Genomic DNA, 15,066 nt, shown 5'->3' on the forward strand with positions numbered 1-15,066 from the left:
CAAAAAGACGATGAGGATGCAGCACTGGATGCCACATCCGCATCGGCCAACGCATCGCGGCGCGCGCAGGCAGGGCGCGTGCTACGAATCGGCACAACTGGCACCTGGCGCTCACCCGCAGGCACGACGGACCAGGGCAGCATCAGTGCGCCATCAAGACAATGTAGGCGCGGTGGCGATGGCATGGTCGATCACCTTCAAGGCGGCATCGCGCTCGGCGCCGGCCACCACCAGGCGCGGCGCACGCACCTGCTCGCTGCCCATGCCGACCTTGGCCTGCACCAGTTTGATCAGCTGCACGAAGGTGGGCACCGTATCCAGGCGCAGCAGCGGCAGGAACCAGTGGTAAAGCTCCCTGGCCGCCGGGTAACCGCCATCGCGGGCGAGTTCGAACAGGCGCACCGATTCCTTCGGATACGCATTGACCAGGCCGGCGATCCAGCCCTTGGCGCCCATGCTCAGGCCTTCGACGATGGCATCGTCCATGCCCACCAGCAGCGCCAGGCGATCGCCCAGCAATTCCTGCAGCGCAGCGAAGCGGCGCACGTCGCCGGAGGATTCCTTCACGGCCTGCAGGTTCGGGAATTCGGCGGCCAGCTCGGCGATCTGCGCCGGGCCGAAATCGGTCTTGTAGGCCACTGGGTTGTTGTACAGGATCACCGGCAGATCGGTTGCACCGATCACCGCGCGCACATGCGCGCCCATCTCGCGCCAGTCGGTGGAATACACGTACGGCGGCAGCACCATCAAGCCGCCGCAGCCGATGTCCTTGGCCGCCTTGGCCAGCGCGACCGCTTCGCCGGTGGCCAGGCTGGCGATGCCCGGCACCACCGGCACGCGGCCGTTCAGGGCGGTGACCAGTGTGCGCAGGATCGCCAGCTTGTCTTCCACGCTCAAGGTCGCGGCCTCCCCCAACGAGCCCAGCGGCACGATCGCGGTGCAACCGGCATCCACCAGTTGATTTGCGTGCTTGCCGAGGAAGTCGTGGTCGATGTCGCCGTTGGCGGTGAACGGGGTGGTGATGGCCGGCAGCACGCCGTGCCAGAACGCAGCATTGCTCATGGATGTTTCCCTTGCAAGTCGGAAGTGAACGAGTCGGCCAGCGCCGCGAGGCGGACCGGGAACAACGGCGGCCGGCGGCCGGCGTCGGTAGAAAGATCGGGCGGGCAGCGCCCCAGTTCGGCTAGCGCAGCGCCGCAGATACGGCCCTGGCAGGCGCCCATGCCGCAGCGCGAGGCGAGCTTGGCGTCGCGCGCATCGTCGAAGCTGTCCAGGGCGGCCAGCGGTACGTCTTCGCAGCGGCAGATCAAGGTGTCCGCCTGCGCCAGCGTGCGGATACGCGGGTCAAGCGCGAAATGCTGGTGCAGCAGATCGGCAAACGCACGCGCGGCGTCACGCCGGGGCTGCAGACGCAGCGCCGCCTCCGGTGCATCGGCCGCCATGTGTCCGGCCATCGCTCCTTCGATCAATGCGCAATCGCGCCCGCCGATGCCGCAAACTTCGCCGGCGGCAAAGATCTGGTTAACGCTGGTACGCAACAGCGCATCCACCTGCACCTGCTGGTGCGCGCCGCAGGCATGCAGCTGACAACCCAGCAATTGCGCAAGCTCGGTGTTGGGCACCAGGCCATAGCCCACCGCCAGTTGATCGCAGGCCAGACGCGTGCGGCCGCCGGGCCCGGCGAGCTCCACTTCGCGCAGCTGCGTGTCGCCATGCGCGGCAACCACGATGCTGCCGGCGCGATATGCCACTGCACGCAGCTGCAGGCGCAAGGCCACCGCCTGCGCGGCCTTACCTGGCCAGCGCCACAATTGCAGCGCGAACTGCCGCAACGCCGCTGCCGAGGTTTGCTCGTGGATGCCGAGTACCTGCGCGCCATGCCGTTGCAACGTGGCCGCACTGGCCAGCAACAACGGGCCACTGCCGGCCACCAGCACGCGCTTGCCCGCCAGCGGCCAGCCCTGCTTGGCCAGCGCCTGCGCGGCGCCGGCACCGGTGACGCCGGGCAAGGTCCAGCCTGGAAATGGCAACAGCAATTCGCGCGCACCGGTGGCCAGCACCAGGGCGGCGTAATGCAGTTGCAGCGTGCCGTCGGGGCCATCGGCCAGCAGCCAGCCCGGTTGCGCCAGCAGAATCTGCGTGCGCGTCAGCACGGTGATCGCTGCATTGCCCGCCACCTGCTGCCGCAATGCGCGCGCATCGGCCGGCGCGCCGTGTTGCACATCGCTGCGCCACACCTGACCGCCGGTACGTGGCTGCATGTCGACCACGCCCACGCGCACGCCTTGGCTGGCCGCCGCCTGCGCCGCCGCCAGCCCGGCCGGGCCGGCGCCGATCACCAACACATCGAAATGCAGCACGCGCTCAGCCATCGGTGCGCACCTGCATGCCATCGCATGCGTCCACCAGGCAGGCGCGTTGCTGCCCCACGCCATCGATGCGCACGCGGCATTCGAAACACACGCCCATGCCGCACAGGGGCGCGCGCGCTTGCCCACTGCTCGATTGGCGAAACTGCAACGTCGCCTGCGCCACGGCCGCCGCCACGCTGGCACCGGCCGGCACCTCGACCATGCGCCCGTCCACCTGCAGACGCACCGTCGCGCTCATGCGGGCGCTCCTTGCACGGCACGCGCCGGTGCGTAGGGCGCCGGGTCGATGGCCGGGGTGCGCCCGAGCAGGCTGTCCACGATCAGCCGTGCGCTCCCCAGCGCCGTGGTGACCCCCAACCCCTCGTGACCGGCGGCCACCCACACATCGCGTCGGCCGGGCACCACCCCCAGATACGGGCGCCCGTCCGGCGTGGCCGGACGCAGGCCGGTCCACACGCGGATCGCCTGCAGCTCGCGCAGGACCGGCAGGTACGCAAAGGCGCGCTGCAACATCTGCTGCAGCACCGGCATCGACAAGGCGCGGTCGTGCTCGCCGAACTGGCGCGAGGAGCCGATCAGGATCTGTCCGGTGGGCCGCGGCTGCACATTGAAGGCCACGCTGGTGTCGTCGGCCCCGTGCGCCGAATCCGCATAGCCCAGTTCCAGCAGCTGATGCCGGATCAGCCCCGGGTGCCGGTCGGTGATCACCAAATGGCCCTTGCGCGGGCGCAGTGCCAGCTCGGGCAGCAACTGCGGCAAGGCCACACCGCTGGCCACCAGCACCGGCCCGGCGAGCGTCTGCCCATCGTCCAGACGCACCGCATGCGCCTGCAGCTGCACCACGCGGCGGCCGGCAAACAAGCGTGCACCGGACGTGCAGGCCACGCCCACCAAATGCCGCGCGACCCGCGGCGGATACACCACGGCTTCATCGGGCACGCGCATGCCGCCAGCCAGCCCGGGCACCAGCTGTGGCTCCAGCGCATACAGCTGCGCGGCATCGATCGCTTCGGCATGCAGGCCGGCCGTTGCCAGGCGCGCGATCTTGGCTGGCACCGCCGCCAGTTCGCGCGCATCGCGGGCCACCCACAGCGTGCCGCAGCGGCTGAATTCGGCTTCGCTGAGCGTGGCGAAGCGTTCCCACAGCCGCAGCGAATACGCCGACAACGCCAGCTCGGCCGGGTCGTCGTCCATCGCCACCAGATGCCCCATCGCCGCGGCGGTGGCGCCGCCGCCGATCGGTCCCGGCTCGACGATCGCCACGCGAAGGCCCTCGCCCGCCGCCGCTTCCGCGCAAGCGGCGCCCACAATGCCGGCGCCGATCACGATCAGGTCGTAACTGCGTCGCGTGTACGCGGCAGACGCGGCGGACCCGGATTCGGCAACCGCACCCAATCCAAGCGCCGCTGCCGACGCAGGCGTTGCAGCAGCAGTTCCTGCCAGCGCAGCAGACAGTGCTGCGCCAGACGGCGTGACCGACGCAAGCACCGGTGCGGGCCGCTGGGGTTCCATCAGGCCACGATGCCCCAGGCGAACGGGTCCGCCGGGTCGATCACCAGTTGCGCGCGCGCGGTGATGTACGCCCGCCCACTGATGCGCGGTGCGATGCCACGCCCGCTCAACCGATAATTGCCTTCGAAGGCGCTGCCCAGAATGCCTTGCTGCACCCAGCGCTCGCCTTCGGCCAATTTGCCGTCCGCCGCCAGGCAGGCCAGCTTGGCGCTGGTGCCGGTGCCGCACGGCGAGCGGTCGTAGGCCAAGCCCGGGCACAGCACGAAATTGCGCGCCACGCCGCTACCGTCGGGCGCAGCGCCGTTGACTTCGATATGGTCGATCTCGCCACCGGCCTCGCCAGTGATCCCGGCCGCTTCCAGGGCTAGCCGAACCGCCTCGGTATAGGCGGTCAGCTCGCGCTGGTGCGCCAGGTCCAGCGCGCACGGCGCCTGCTCGGTGATGAAGAACCAGTTGCCGCCCCAGGCCACGTCGCCGCGCACCCGGCCATGCCCCGGCACCTCCACCTCCACCCCGCTGGCAAAACGATAGCTCTCGACATTGTCCACCCACACCGTGCCGTCGTCGGCCAGCTCCACGCCCACCGTGCCGACCGGCGTCTCGATCCGGTGCTGGCCCGGGCCGATGCGCCCCAGCTCGGCCAGCGTGCGGACCACCCCGATGGTGCCGTGCCCGCACATGCCCAGGTAGCCCACGTTGTTGAAGAAGATCACCCCGGTGCAGGCGCCTGGGTCGCGCGGGGGCAGCAACAAGGCGCCCACCATGGTGTCCGACCCACGCGGCTCGCAGGCGATGGCGCTGCGCCAGTGGTCGAACTCGCTGCGAAAGCGTTCGCGGCACTGCGCCAGGTCGCCATCGCCCAGATCTGGAAAACCGGAAAGGACCACGCGGGTAGGCTCGCCAGCCGTGTGGGAGTCGATGACGTCGATGGTGTGCATACCCCATGCTCCCACTGCCGACCTGCGGGCGACTAGCGTTCAATGCCAAGTGAAAATGCGGAAATCCGCACAATCATCAACCCGAATCACAACCGCGCGTTTGCGCTAGGATCATTGCTGGGCTGCACCGTCGTGCAACCGTCTAATCGTGACCGCTACCATGACCCTGATGGACCTCAACCTGCCCGCCCTGGAAATGCAGACGCTGTTCGATGCACTGCCGGATGTGGTGTTCTTCATCAAGGACAGCGAGGGCCGCTACACCCATTGCAACCTGACCCTGGTGCGCCGGTTGGGACGCAAGCTGCGCAGCGAGATCATCGGCCGCTCGCCGCTGGAAGTGTTCCCGTTGCCGCTGGGCGGCAGCTACATGATGCAGGACCGCCGCGTGCTGTGCGGCGAGCTCATCGACAACCAGCTCGAAGTGCATCTGTACCCCAACCGCCTGCCAGGCTGGTGCCTGACCTTCAAACGCCCGCTGTGCGAGGCCAATGAGGTGATCGGCGTGGTCGGCATCTCACGCGACCTGGGCCAGCCCGACAGCCGACATTCCGCGTACGAACGCTTGAGCCAGGTGATGGAACACATGCAGGCCAACTTCGGCGACAACCTGCGCGTGCAGAGCCTGGCCGACCTGGCCGGGTTATCGGTGGCGCAGCTGGAACGCCACTTCCGCCGCGTGTTCCAGGTCACCCCGCAGCAATTGCTGACCAAGTTGCGCATTGAATCGGCGATGCGGCTGCTGTACGGCGACGACAGCATCGCCAGCATCGGGCAACGCTGCGGGTTCGCCGACCAGAGCGCGTTCGCGCGTCAGTTCAAGGCCACCGTCGGCATGACGCCGCGCGATTACCGCGCGCTCAAGGGTCAGTTATAAGGACACAACTTCGCGTTGACACATCGCTGGCACAAATGCCGAATTCGGCAGGATTTGCCATGCGCTGGCGCAGCCGGGGCAGTCGCCAGACCTGCGGGACTGCGCTGCGTGCAATGCGCCCGGACGCGGCGCCACGCTAAAGGCAGCGTCAAGGTGTCAGCAGGGCCGGATGATAGAATTTCCGGTTTCCCCTACTGCGTTGCCAATGGCCAGCTTTTTTCGCCGTAACAAGCCAACCACGCCCGACAGCTCGCGTACCTCTCGCTACAGCCTGGAAGAACTGGCAGCCGCATTCCCCACCGCGCCGTCTGCCGCCACCCCGGCATCGCCGGTCGACGCGCTGCCCACGGCCGAGCCAGGCAGACAGACGGCCGCAACGCCGGCTATTGCGCCTGTCACTCCTGCTTCGGCAGGCAGCGAGCCTGCGGCGCCAGCACCGCCGCAGACCACCGCCGCGCCGGCCGACCAGCTGGCGCAGGAAATCGCTGCACGCACTGGCCAGGCGCAGAGTATTGCCGCCGTCCCCAGCGCGCCCGCAACTCCGGCGGCGCCCGCGCCGACCGCATTGCAGGCGCTGCCAGACCCAATGCCCGCCAGCGCGCCCCGCGCGCCGGTCGTGGTGGTGCCGCAGACCGTTCCAACGCCGCCTCCCGTCGTGCCTGCCCAGCCGGCCACACCTTCGCAACCCGTAGCCCCTGCCGTGGTCGCACCGCCGGTGGCCGCTGCGCCGGTCTCGACGCCTGCACCGGCTGCTGCAGCGCCCGCCAGCGCGCCCCCGACCAGTACCGCGCCGACGGTCACCGCACCGGCCATCGTCAGCGCACCGCTGGCGAGCACGCAGGACGACAGCATCGTCGGCCAGCGCGACGCCCTCCCCGCCGCGCCGGCGGGAAAACCCGGCTGGCGCGAGCGGCTGCGCAACAGCACCTTCGCACGCAGCTTCGGCGGCCTGTTCTCGCGCAATCCCAAGCTCGATGACGACCTGCTGGATGAAATCGAAACCGCACTGATCACCGCCGACGTCGGCATCGGCGCCACCACTGCGTTGATCGACGGCCTGCGCAAGCGGATGAAATCGCGCGAATTCGTCGACGCCCAGGCTCTGTTCAAGGCCTTGCGTGCCGATCTCATCGCGCTGCTGCAGCCGGTCTCCAAGCCGCTGGTGATCGACCGCTCGCTCAAACCGTTCGTGGTGCTCACCGTCGGTGTCAACGGCGTCGGCAAGACCACCACCATCGGCAAGCTGGCCAAGCGCTTCAAGGACGAAGGCAACAGCCTGATGCTGGCCGCCGGCGACACCTTCCGTGCTGCCGCGGTGGCGCAATTGCAGGCCTGGGGCGATCGCAATGGGGTGGCCGTGATCGCGCAGGGGCAAAACGCCGATGCCGCGTCGGTGGCGTTCGACGCGCTGCAGGCCGCCAAGGCGCGCGGCACCGATGTGTTGATCGCCGACACCGCCGGCCGCCTGCACACCCAGACCGGGCTGATGAACGAGCTCGGCAAGATCCGCCGTGTGCTCGGCAAGATCGATGCCGCCGCGCCGCACGAAGTCCTGATGGTCATCGACGGCACCACCGGCCAGAACGCCATCTCGCAGCTGCGCCAGTTCCACGCTGCCGTGGGCGTCACCGGCCTGGTCGTGACCAAGCTCGACGGCACCGCCAAGGGCGGCGTGGTGTTCGCGCTGGCGCGCGAGTTCAATATTCCGATCCGCTTTGCCGGTATCGGCGAGCGTCCGGAAGATCTGCGCGTCTTCGACCCGGTCGCCTTCGTCGACGCGCTGTTGCCCGACGCTTTGGGCGGCTGATTGGAAGATGCCTGCCCGCACCTGCAACCGCTGTGCGCGCAGGCGCTACAGGCAGGTTGCACGGTGCGGCGGGTGCCATGCGATTGGTTGCAGGCAAGATGCGTCCTGGAGGTTGCCCAGCCCTTGCGCGCAGGACGCTGAAGGCAAGGTCGCGCGGATGCGTCAGCGGCCTGCTCCCATGCGCCGACACCACCGCATCGGGCTGGCGATGAAGGATCTTTCTGCGAACGGTGCCTGGGCGGAATGACGTTTGCACTGTAGCGAAGGGACGACACGCGCAGCAGATCCACTCCCCCGTCCCGCCACTCTCGCCTCGCCTCCATCGCCAGCAAAGCTCATGCCAGCCGACCACGCCACTCCCTCCGCCGATGCCTTTGTCGACCGCCTGTTGCACTGGTTCGACGGCCATGGCCGCCATGATCTGCCCTGGCAGCATCCACGCACGCCCTACCGGGTGTGGCTGTCGGAAATCATGCTGCAGCAGACCCAGGTCGCGGTGGTCATTCCGTATTTCCACAAGTTCATGGCGCGCTTCCCCGCGCTGGCCGATCTGGCGGCGGCCGACAACGACACCGTGATGGCGCAGTGGGCGGGACTGGGCTACTACGCCCGCGCGCGCAATCTGCATGCCGCCGCCAAGCAATGCGTCGCGCTGCACGGTGGGCAATTGCCGCGCGACTTCGATGCACTGCTTGCGCTGCCGGGCATCGGCCGCAGCACCGCAGGCGCGATCCTGAGCCAGGCCTGGAACGATCGCTTCGCGATCATGGACGGCAACGTCAAACGCGTGCTCGCCCGCTTCCACGGCATTGCCGGGTATCCCGGCCTGCCGGCGATCGAAAAACAGTTATGGCAACTGGCCACCCGCCATGTTGCGCATGTCCCGGCTGGCCGCCTGGCCGACTACACCCAGGCGCAGATGGATTTCGGCGCCACGCTGTGCACGCGCGCCAAGCCCGCCTGTGTGCTGTGCCCGCTGCAGGCCGATTGCATCGCACGCCGCGATGGCCTGGTCGAGGCATTGCCCACTCCCAAGCCCGGCAAGCAGCTGCCCGAACGCGAGGCCACTGCGCTGCTGCTGCAGAATGCCGAGGGCCACATCCTGCTGCAGCGACGCCCGCCAACCGGCATCTGGGCCGCGCTGTGGACGCTGCCGCAGGCCGATACCCACAGCGGCATGCGCGCCTGGTTCGCAGCGCATATCGACGGCAACTACGAGCGCGCCGACGAGATGCCGCTGATCGTGCACACCTTCAGTCACTACCGGCTGCATTTGCAGCCCTTGCGCCTGCGCAAGGTCGCGCTACGTCCGGCGGTGGGCGACAATGACGATTTACGCTGGGTAGCGCCTGCCGATCTTGCATCGCTGGGCCTGCCGGCGCCGATCCGCAAGTTGCTCGACGCGCTGTAAACGCGTGTCCCAAAGGAATCCGCATGTCCCGCACCGTGTTCTGCCACTACCAGCAAAGCGACGCCGAAGGCCTGGATTTCGTGCCGTATCCGGGCGAGCTCGGCCAGCGCATTTTCGCGCAGATCGGCAAGACCGCCTGGCAAGCGTGGCTGGCGCATCAGACCATGCTGATCAACGAAAATCGGCTATCGCCGCGCGACCCAAAACACCGCGCCTTTCTCGAAGCCGAACTGCAGAAGTTCCTGTTCGAGCGCAATGCCGATAAACCCGAAGGTTATGTGGCGCCGGTGGGTGACTGAGCGCGCGGAGGTGGGATCGGCAGCAGTAGTGACTGCCTTTACGCGACCAGTGCGTTTATGGACGTGATCGCGGGTACCTGCCTGTGGTGCAGAGCGTGCCGGAACGGCCAGCTATTCACCGACGTGCTATTCACCGATGTGACCTGGATGTTCTCGCCGCAAGACAAGCCTAGTGATCTGGCCAACGCCCCGTGCAGAACGCGGGTGATCTGGCGGAGGCGACAGGCGCCCAGCTCCGCGGGCCTCACGGCTGCCAGGCTGCTCCCGACGCCTGCGGCTGCGGGCGCTGCGCTGCGCTGGCGAACTGACGCCATCTTGAAACTGCAATCGCGGCTGCAGTGCGATGCCGCAGCGGCATCGCACTGTCGGTGTGTGGGCCTCAACCAACCCCGGTCGGCCCATCCAGCAACATGCGGATGCGCTTGAGCAGTTCCTTCTGCGTGTAGGGTTTGTCGACCACATCGAATTCGGCGCCGCCCACATCGGTGCGTTGGATGCTCGCATCGGCGTAGCCGGTGGTGAGCAGGATCTTGATCTTCGGCAACATGCGGCGCGCCTCACGGGCGAGCATCACCCCGTTCATACCGCCAGGCATGATCAGGTCGGTGAACAGCGCATCCACCTGCGGGGTCTTCTCCAGGACCTCCACCGCCTCGCGTCCGCTGGATGCAGACAGGACGCGGTAACCGGCGTTTTCCAGAAACATCCGCGCCACCACCGCCACGTCCTGCTTGTCTTCCACCACCAGGATGGTTTCGTTGCCACCCTTGTCGATGGCGCGGCTCTTGGCGGCCTGCAAATCGTTTTCGAATTCGCTGGAGGCGGGGAAATACAGCCGCACCGTGGTGCCTTCGCCCACCTCGCTATAGATGCGCACGGTGCCGCCAGACTGCTTGACGAAGCCGTACACCATCGACAGGCCCAGGCCGGTGCCCTGCCCTTCCTCCTTGGTGGTGAAGAACGGTTCCATCACCCGGCTGACCACCTCCGGCGGCATGCCCGAGCCGGTATCGGTCACGGCGATGCTGACGTAGCGGCCCGGGGACAGCTGGTGATACATCGCCAGGTCGTGGCCTGAGATCTCCACGTTCTGGGTCTGCACCGTGACTTCCTTGCGTTCGGCCTGCGCCATCGCGTCGCGCGCATTGATCAACACATTCAACAGCGCCACCTCTGCCTGGGTGGTGTCGATCTGGCAGTTCCACAGCCCTTCTTCCAGCGCCTGGCGCAGGGTGACGCCGCCCCCCAGCGCGCGCTCGGCCATGTTGGTCATGCCGGCCACCAGCCCGTTGAGGTTCACGACCCGCCCGCGCAGTTTCTGCTTGCGCGAAAACGCCAGCAATTGCTGGGTCAAGGTGGCCGCCTTGGCAGCGGCGGCCGCCGCGTGTTCGGCACTGAAGGCAATCCGCTCGGCATTCCCCGCGCCGGCGCTGGCCATCATCTGGATCACTTCCAGATGTCCAGACATCACCTGCAGCAGATTGTTGAAATCGTGCGCGATGCCGCCCGTCAGCTGGCCCAGCGCTTCCATCTTCTGCGCCTGGCGCAGCGCATCTTCGGCATCGCGTCGCCGGCTTACATCCAATTGCGAGCCGAAGAAATAGACCAGGTTGCCCTTGTCGTCGAACACCGGCGAGATGAAAAGCGCATTCCAGAACGAGGAGCCGTCCTTGCGGTAATTCAGCACCTCGGTGGCAAATTCGCTGCGGCTTTCGATCGATGCGCGCACATCGCTGATGCTGGCCGGATCGGTATCGGGCCCCTGCAGGAAGCGGCAGTTGTTGCCGATGACCTCATCGGCGGCATAGCCGGTCATCTCCAGGAACGCGCGGTTGGCGAACACGATGGGATTATCCGGAAGATGAGGGTCGGTCACCGTCATCGGCATGCGCGTGGTTTCCACTGCGGCAAAGAAGATGTCCGAGCGGTGCTTCTCGACAGGCAGGCCGCGTGTGTCGCTGATCTGAGGCGCCCGCAGCTCTCCGTGACCGGGATCGTTCAAGTGATGTTCTCCGCGGGGCCATTCCCGTGGCCACAGTCTAGTTGGGTCCGGTGAGGCGATTCGTCACATCCATGAGCATTTCCCGTACGGCCGCGCCCGCCATCGAACCGGATGCGCTGCGATAGCGCCATCACGGCGCAGGCCTGTAGGCAGAGAGCAGCACCGGCTTACGCGGGTCGGCGGCAATTTCCTTGTGCTCGCTCAGGCGCAGCGCTTGGGCATCGGGGGTGTCCTGGGTGTTCATTTCCCATACTTCGATCACGCGCTTGTGGAACACGAAGACGCCGCGACGGCGGTCGTAACGAAAGGTGATGTAGTCGGTCCAGTGTTGTCCGCACGCCACCGCGTTTTGCACGGTGAAATACGCGCCCTTTGCGACCAGGCCCTGGTCGCTGTCCAGAAATGGATCGCACTGCCCGCCTTCGTCGGCGCTGAAGATCACCCGCGTGTTGCGCGCGGCTTCCACAAACCCACCGTCGGCGTTTGCAACCAGCACCAGCAAGGTACGCGCCGGTGCTGCATGGCCATGGCCGCGCAGCGTTTGTTCTGCGGATGCACGCAACGCAACCACGTAATCCTGGCGGCCATCGCCGGTGAGATCGGCGCTAGCGACACTCATCACCGACTGCCCGGCCGGTAACAGGCTGGCAGCACCGGCAGGCAGCGTAGCGGCGCCGGCTGACATGGCCAGCGTCGCGGTCGTTGCCAGCACGGTTGCCCACCATCTGCATCGTGTCGTCATCGCTGTGTTCTGGTCTGCGTCGGGGCTACCAGCATAGCCGGCCGCTCCTGCCCCGCGCTCCGGCATCGGCGCGCAACACGTAGGGGCGTGTCGTCGCACGGTCGCCGCATGCCATTCGGCGCACACGCGCGATGGAGCCGCAATCCTGTCGAGCGTCTGCCGCATTGCGTCGCCACACCGCGTTTTTCGCCAGTGAAGATCGCGCGTCAAGTCCGCTTGCTGGCTCACGCCCGGCTGTCGAAATCCCCACGTCCGATTGATGCCTCCACCGCGATGCTGGCCCTGCACCACGGCGTCCAGTGGTGCATTCCCCAACCGACGAGTGAGAATCTGCAATGGCAAATCAGAACGACAACAAGGGTGGCACCAGCAACCGCGGCTTTGCTTCGATGGACGAAGACAAGCAGCGCGAAATCGCTTCCAAGGGCGGCAAGGCGGCCCACGAAAGCGGCAACGCCCACGAGTTCACCTCGGAAGAAGCACGCGAGGCCGGCAAGAAGGGCGGCCAGGCGAGCGGTGGCGGCAACAACCGCTGAGCTGCGCAACACGGCAGGTACCAAGGCGCTTCCGCAAGGGCCGCAGCTCTTTCCGGAAGCGCGTTCTTTTCAAGAATCGGGCGGCGTCTCAGCTGATGCGACAGCACATCGGCACGCTGCCGCCCGATGACCAGGATGTTCCGCACACACTCGCACCCCACCGTGCATGCAGCAGCGCCAGGCCCCCTGGATGGTTGCGCACGCGTCGATCCACTGACGCAGCAGCAGACCAAGGTCCGCCGTGGCACGCAGTGAACGCGTTCGCCGCGGGCTCGGTGCGGTCGAATACGCCTACCCCGAGCATTTGCGCAGCACGCTCGAAACCTTGCCGACGACTGCCGGGGTGTATCTCTTCCACGGCCAGGACAGCGAACTGCCGTTGTATATCGGCAAGAGCGTCAACTTGCGGGTGCGGGTGATGGATCACTTCCGCACGCCACGCGAAGCCTCGCTATTGCGCCAGACCCGTCGCATCAGCGTGTTCGAAATGGCCGGCGATCTCGGTGCGCAGCTGCTGGAATCGCAGCTCATCAAATCGATGCGCCCGCTGTACAACCAGAAGCTGCGGCGCGTCCCGCGTCAGTTTTCGATCCGGCTGTATTGCGGCGACGTGTCCATCGTGCATTCGGCCGAGCGCGACCCGGCGGTCATACCGTGGCTGTATGGGCTCTATTCCAGCCCACGCGCCGCCCAGGAAGCGCTGCGGCGGCTGGCCGATCGCGACCGCCTTTGCTACGGGCTGCTCGGCCTGGAACGCGCCACCGATGGTCGCCCGTGTTTCCGCGCCATGTTGAAGCGCTGTGCCGGTGCCTGCCATGGCGCCGAATCGCTGGGCGACCACGAGATGCGTCTACGCGCCGCCCTTGAGCATCTGGAACAGGCCGTCTGGCCGTTTCCGGGCGCGGTGGCGTTGAAGGAAGAGAGCAAGCAGTTGCGTCAGTTTCACGTGCTGCGCAACTGGCACTATCTGGGCAGCGCCACCTCGCTGGCTGCGGCCCGCAAACTGAAGACCGCACCCGGCGACTTCGATCGCGATTGCTACCGGATTTTGCGCAAGGGCCTTCAAACGCATTTGCACAACGTGGTGTTGCTGTAGGCACGACATGGGTGGCGTGCTCACTTGGGCACGCGCAGCAGGTATTGAGTTCGTGCGAGGCATCGCGCGACGCGACGCCGGCCTGTCCTGTTCCCCCACCAACAACGGTCCCGCCGCCTACGCTCTCCAAGCGCATGCGAGAGCCCGCGATTCAGCCACTCTGCCTCTCGCAGCTGCGGTATTCCTTGGGGTCCAGAAACTCCGCCAGACAAGAACCGACGCGCAGCGCCTGCTCGCGTGCGTCGCCCCGGTATTCGCCCTGCCCTGCGCCCTCGATCGTGGCCACGGGCGCGGCACGGTCGCGATGGTAGACGAACGCGGTGGAAAGCCACAGCGTCGCGCCAGGCGCCTGGCTTTCCAGGGTCTCCACGCGGAATTCACCGCAGTAACCGTGGATCAGGGTGCGTCGAAGTGTCTTGTGCGTCATGCGCGCAGTATCGCCATGCGCATTTGAAGACCGCGTCGAAATCGATTGCATTGCGTGCGCGTAGGACCTACGCGGATGAACGGATGGCCGAACCAACGCGCGAGTCTGCGTCCACGCTGGATCACGTCAGCGCAAGTACGCATGCAGCACGAAGACTGTGCAGCGCGCGCAAAATCGAGGCAGTGACGGGGAACAACAGATCCGGTGAAAACCGGGAAGCCTTGCGAACGAAGGCTTGGATATGGTGGCCGAGGACGGAATCGAACCGCCGACACGGGGATTTTCAATCCCCTGCTCTACCAACTGAGCTACTCGGCCACTTAACCTGCAACACGATGCCTGCGTTGCGAGGACGCGCACTATAGCGAGCAGGCGCAGTTTGGGCAAGCGTTGCGAGCAACTTTGTTGCCGGCCGCCGTGGGGGCCGCGATTCTTGCACCGCTTCACGCCGCGCGGCCGGCGACATGGCCTAGCCTGCGCGCGTCCACCGGAGATTGTCATGCGCCTGCCCCGCCTGCTGTTGTCGTTCGTCGCCCTGCTGCCGCTGACAGCGTTTGCGCAACAACCGGTGCGCGCGGTGCCGCAGCTGGACATCTCGCGCTATGCCGGCCAGTGGCATGAGATTGCGCACCTGCCGGTGTCGTTCCAGAAGAAGTGCCGCAGCGACATTACCGCCAGCTACACCTTGCGCGACGATGGCTTGATCGGCGTGCGCAATGGCTGCCGCACCGCCGACGGCAGCCTGACCCAGGCCGACGGCGTGGCGCGCCCGGTCGCCGGCCAGCCCGGGCAGTTGCAGGTGCGCTTTGCTCCCGAGTGGCTGGGTTGGTTGCCGCTGGTGTGGGCCGACTATTGGGTGATCGCGCTCGACCCGGATTACCAATGGGCGGTGGTCGGCGAGCCGGATCGCAAGTACCTGTGGATCCTGTCGCGCTCGCCACAGATGCAGCGCGCGCAACTGGAACGGCTCAAGGCGCAGGCGACCGAGATGGGCTACGACCTGTCGACGTTGATTGTGGCCGCGCCGTTATTGTGAGGCTGCGTATC

The 15,066-nt window shown here is 66.9% G+C and carries 15 protein-coding genes and 1 tRNA gene; 7 read left to right on the plus strand and 9 right to left on the minus strand.

The genetic code is table 11. The features are described 5' to 3' along the window. Positions 1 to 153: 153 nt before the first annotated feature. The 5 genes from ACDH77_RS12305 to ACDH77_RS12325 all read right to left on the minus strand — a co-directional run bounded on the left by ACDH77_RS12305 (position 154) and on the right by ACDH77_RS12325 (position 4,822). A complete protein-coding gene (locus tag ACDH77_RS12305; RefSeq protein WP_031423185.1) occupies positions 154 to 1,062 on the minus strand; it encodes a dihydrodipicolinate synthase family protein in 909 nt (302 codons plus the stop codon). After that, a complete protein-coding gene (locus tag ACDH77_RS12310) occupies positions 1,059 to 2,372 on the minus strand; it encodes an FAD-dependent oxidoreductase (RefSeq protein WP_372353476.1) in 1,314 nt (437 codons plus the stop codon). Before ACDH77_RS12310 ends, ACDH77_RS12305 begins: the two co-directional genes overlap by 4 nt. Beyond that, positions 2,365 to 2,610: a 2Fe-2S iron-sulfur cluster-binding protein gene (locus tag ACDH77_RS12315; RefSeq protein WP_008571374.1), complete on the minus strand. Its 246-nt coding sequence runs from the start codon at positions 2,608 to 2,610 to the stop codon at positions 2,365 to 2,367. The genes ACDH77_RS12310 and ACDH77_RS12315 overlap by 8 nt, the downstream gene beginning before the upstream one ends. Beyond that, positions 2,607 to 3,767, minus strand: a complete 1,161-nt coding sequence (locus ACDH77_RS12320) for an NAD(P)/FAD-dependent oxidoreductase (protein ID WP_372353908.1) — start codon at positions 3,765 to 3,767, stop codon at positions 2,607 to 2,609. Before ACDH77_RS12320 ends, ACDH77_RS12315 begins: the two co-directional genes overlap by 4 nt. 116 nt (positions 3,768 to 3,883) lie before the next feature. Beyond that, positions 3,884 to 4,822, minus strand: a complete 939-nt coding sequence (locus ACDH77_RS12325; RefSeq protein ID WP_218489152.1) for a proline racemase family protein — start codon at positions 4,820 to 4,822, stop codon at positions 3,884 to 3,886. Positions 4,823 to 4,982: 160 nt separating this feature from the next. Between ACDH77_RS12325 and ACDH77_RS12330 the strand changes: the two genes are divergently transcribed. The 4 genes from ACDH77_RS12330 (at position 4,983) to ACDH77_RS12345 (ending at position 9,216) form a co-directional block, all read left to right on the plus strand. Next, positions 4,983 to 5,699, plus strand: a complete 717-nt coding sequence (locus ACDH77_RS12330; RefSeq protein WP_007965956.1) for an AraC family transcriptional regulator — start codon at positions 4,983 to 4,985, stop codon at positions 5,697 to 5,699. Positions 5,700 to 5,904: 205 nt separating this feature from the next. Beyond that, on the plus strand, positions 5,905 to 7,506 hold the full coding sequence (gene ftsY, locus ACDH77_RS12335; RefSeq protein WP_031423191.1) for a signal recognition particle-docking protein FtsY: 1,602 nt from the start codon (positions 5,905 to 5,907) through the stop codon (positions 7,504 to 7,506). 337 nt (positions 7,507 to 7,843) lie between these two features. Continuing rightward, entirely contained in the window at positions 7,844 to 8,917 is a 1,074-nt protein-coding gene (mutY, locus tag ACDH77_RS12340; protein ID WP_071117742.1) for an A/G-specific adenine glycosylase, read from the plus strand. Between the two features lie 23 nt (positions 8,918 to 8,940). Then, positions 8,941 to 9,216, plus strand: a complete 276-nt coding sequence (locus tag ACDH77_RS12345) for an oxidative damage protection protein (RefSeq protein ID WP_008571381.1) — start codon at positions 8,941 to 8,943, stop codon at positions 9,214 to 9,216. A 379-nt stretch (positions 9,217 to 9,595) separates the two neighbouring features. Here the strand turns inward: ACDH77_RS12345 and ACDH77_RS12350 are convergent, their stop codons facing one another. Continuing rightward, positions 9,596 to 11,218 (minus strand): hybrid sensor histidine kinase/response regulator, encoded by a 1,623-nt coding sequence (locus tag ACDH77_RS12350; RefSeq protein WP_218489150.1) that lies wholly within the window; start codon positions 11,216 to 11,218, stop codon positions 9,596 to 9,598. Between the two features lie 130 nt (positions 11,219 to 11,348). Next, the gene (locus ACDH77_RS12355) at positions 11,349 to 11,960 is read right to left on the minus strand and encodes a hypothetical protein (protein ID WP_014090459.1); all 612 of its coding nucleotides are present in this window, start codon (positions 11,958 to 11,960) and stop codon (positions 11,349 to 11,351) included. 335 nt (positions 11,961 to 12,295) lie between these two features. Here ACDH77_RS12355 and ACDH77_RS12360 point away from each other — a divergent pair, with 335 nt between their 5' ends. Together ACDH77_RS12360 and cho are read left to right on the plus strand one after the other, a co-directional pair. After that, positions 12,296 to 12,496 (plus strand): KGG domain-containing protein, encoded by a 201-nt coding sequence (locus ACDH77_RS12360; protein ID WP_005914053.1) that lies wholly within the window; start codon positions 12,296 to 12,298, stop codon positions 12,494 to 12,496. A 304-nt stretch (positions 12,497 to 12,800) separates the two neighbouring features. Beyond that, positions 12,801 to 13,592, plus strand: coding sequence for an excinuclease Cho (gene cho, locus ACDH77_RS12365; RefSeq protein WP_228729147.1), 792 nt, complete (start codon positions 12,801 to 12,803; stop codon positions 13,590 to 13,592). A 151-nt stretch (positions 13,593 to 13,743) separates the two neighbouring features. Here cho and ACDH77_RS12370 read toward each other — a convergent pair whose 3' ends face one another. Both ACDH77_RS12370 and ACDH77_RS12375 read right to left on the minus strand, forming a co-directional pair. Further along, complete coding sequence (locus ACDH77_RS12370) at positions 13,744 to 14,019, minus strand: hypothetical protein (protein WP_005914051.1); 276 nt, start codon at positions 14,017 to 14,019, stop codon at positions 13,744 to 13,746. A gap of 242 nt (positions 14,020 to 14,261) precedes the next feature. Further along, positions 14,262 to 14,337 (minus strand) — tRNA-Phe (locus tag ACDH77_RS12375). 181 nt (positions 14,338 to 14,518) lie between these two features. Between ACDH77_RS12375 and ACDH77_RS12380 the strand changes: the two genes are divergently transcribed. Further along, positions 14,519 to 15,055, plus strand: coding sequence for a lipocalin family protein (locus ACDH77_RS12380; protein WP_011347882.1), 537 nt, complete (start codon positions 14,519 to 14,521; stop codon positions 15,053 to 15,055). Positions 15,056 to 15,066: the final 11 nt, after the last annotated feature.

It is taken from the genome of Xanthomonas axonopodis pv. maculifoliigardeniae, assembly GCF_041519315.1.
Classification (GTDB): Bacteria; Pseudomonadota; Gammaproteobacteria; order Xanthomonadales; family Xanthomonadaceae; genus Xanthomonas; species Xanthomonas euvesicatoria.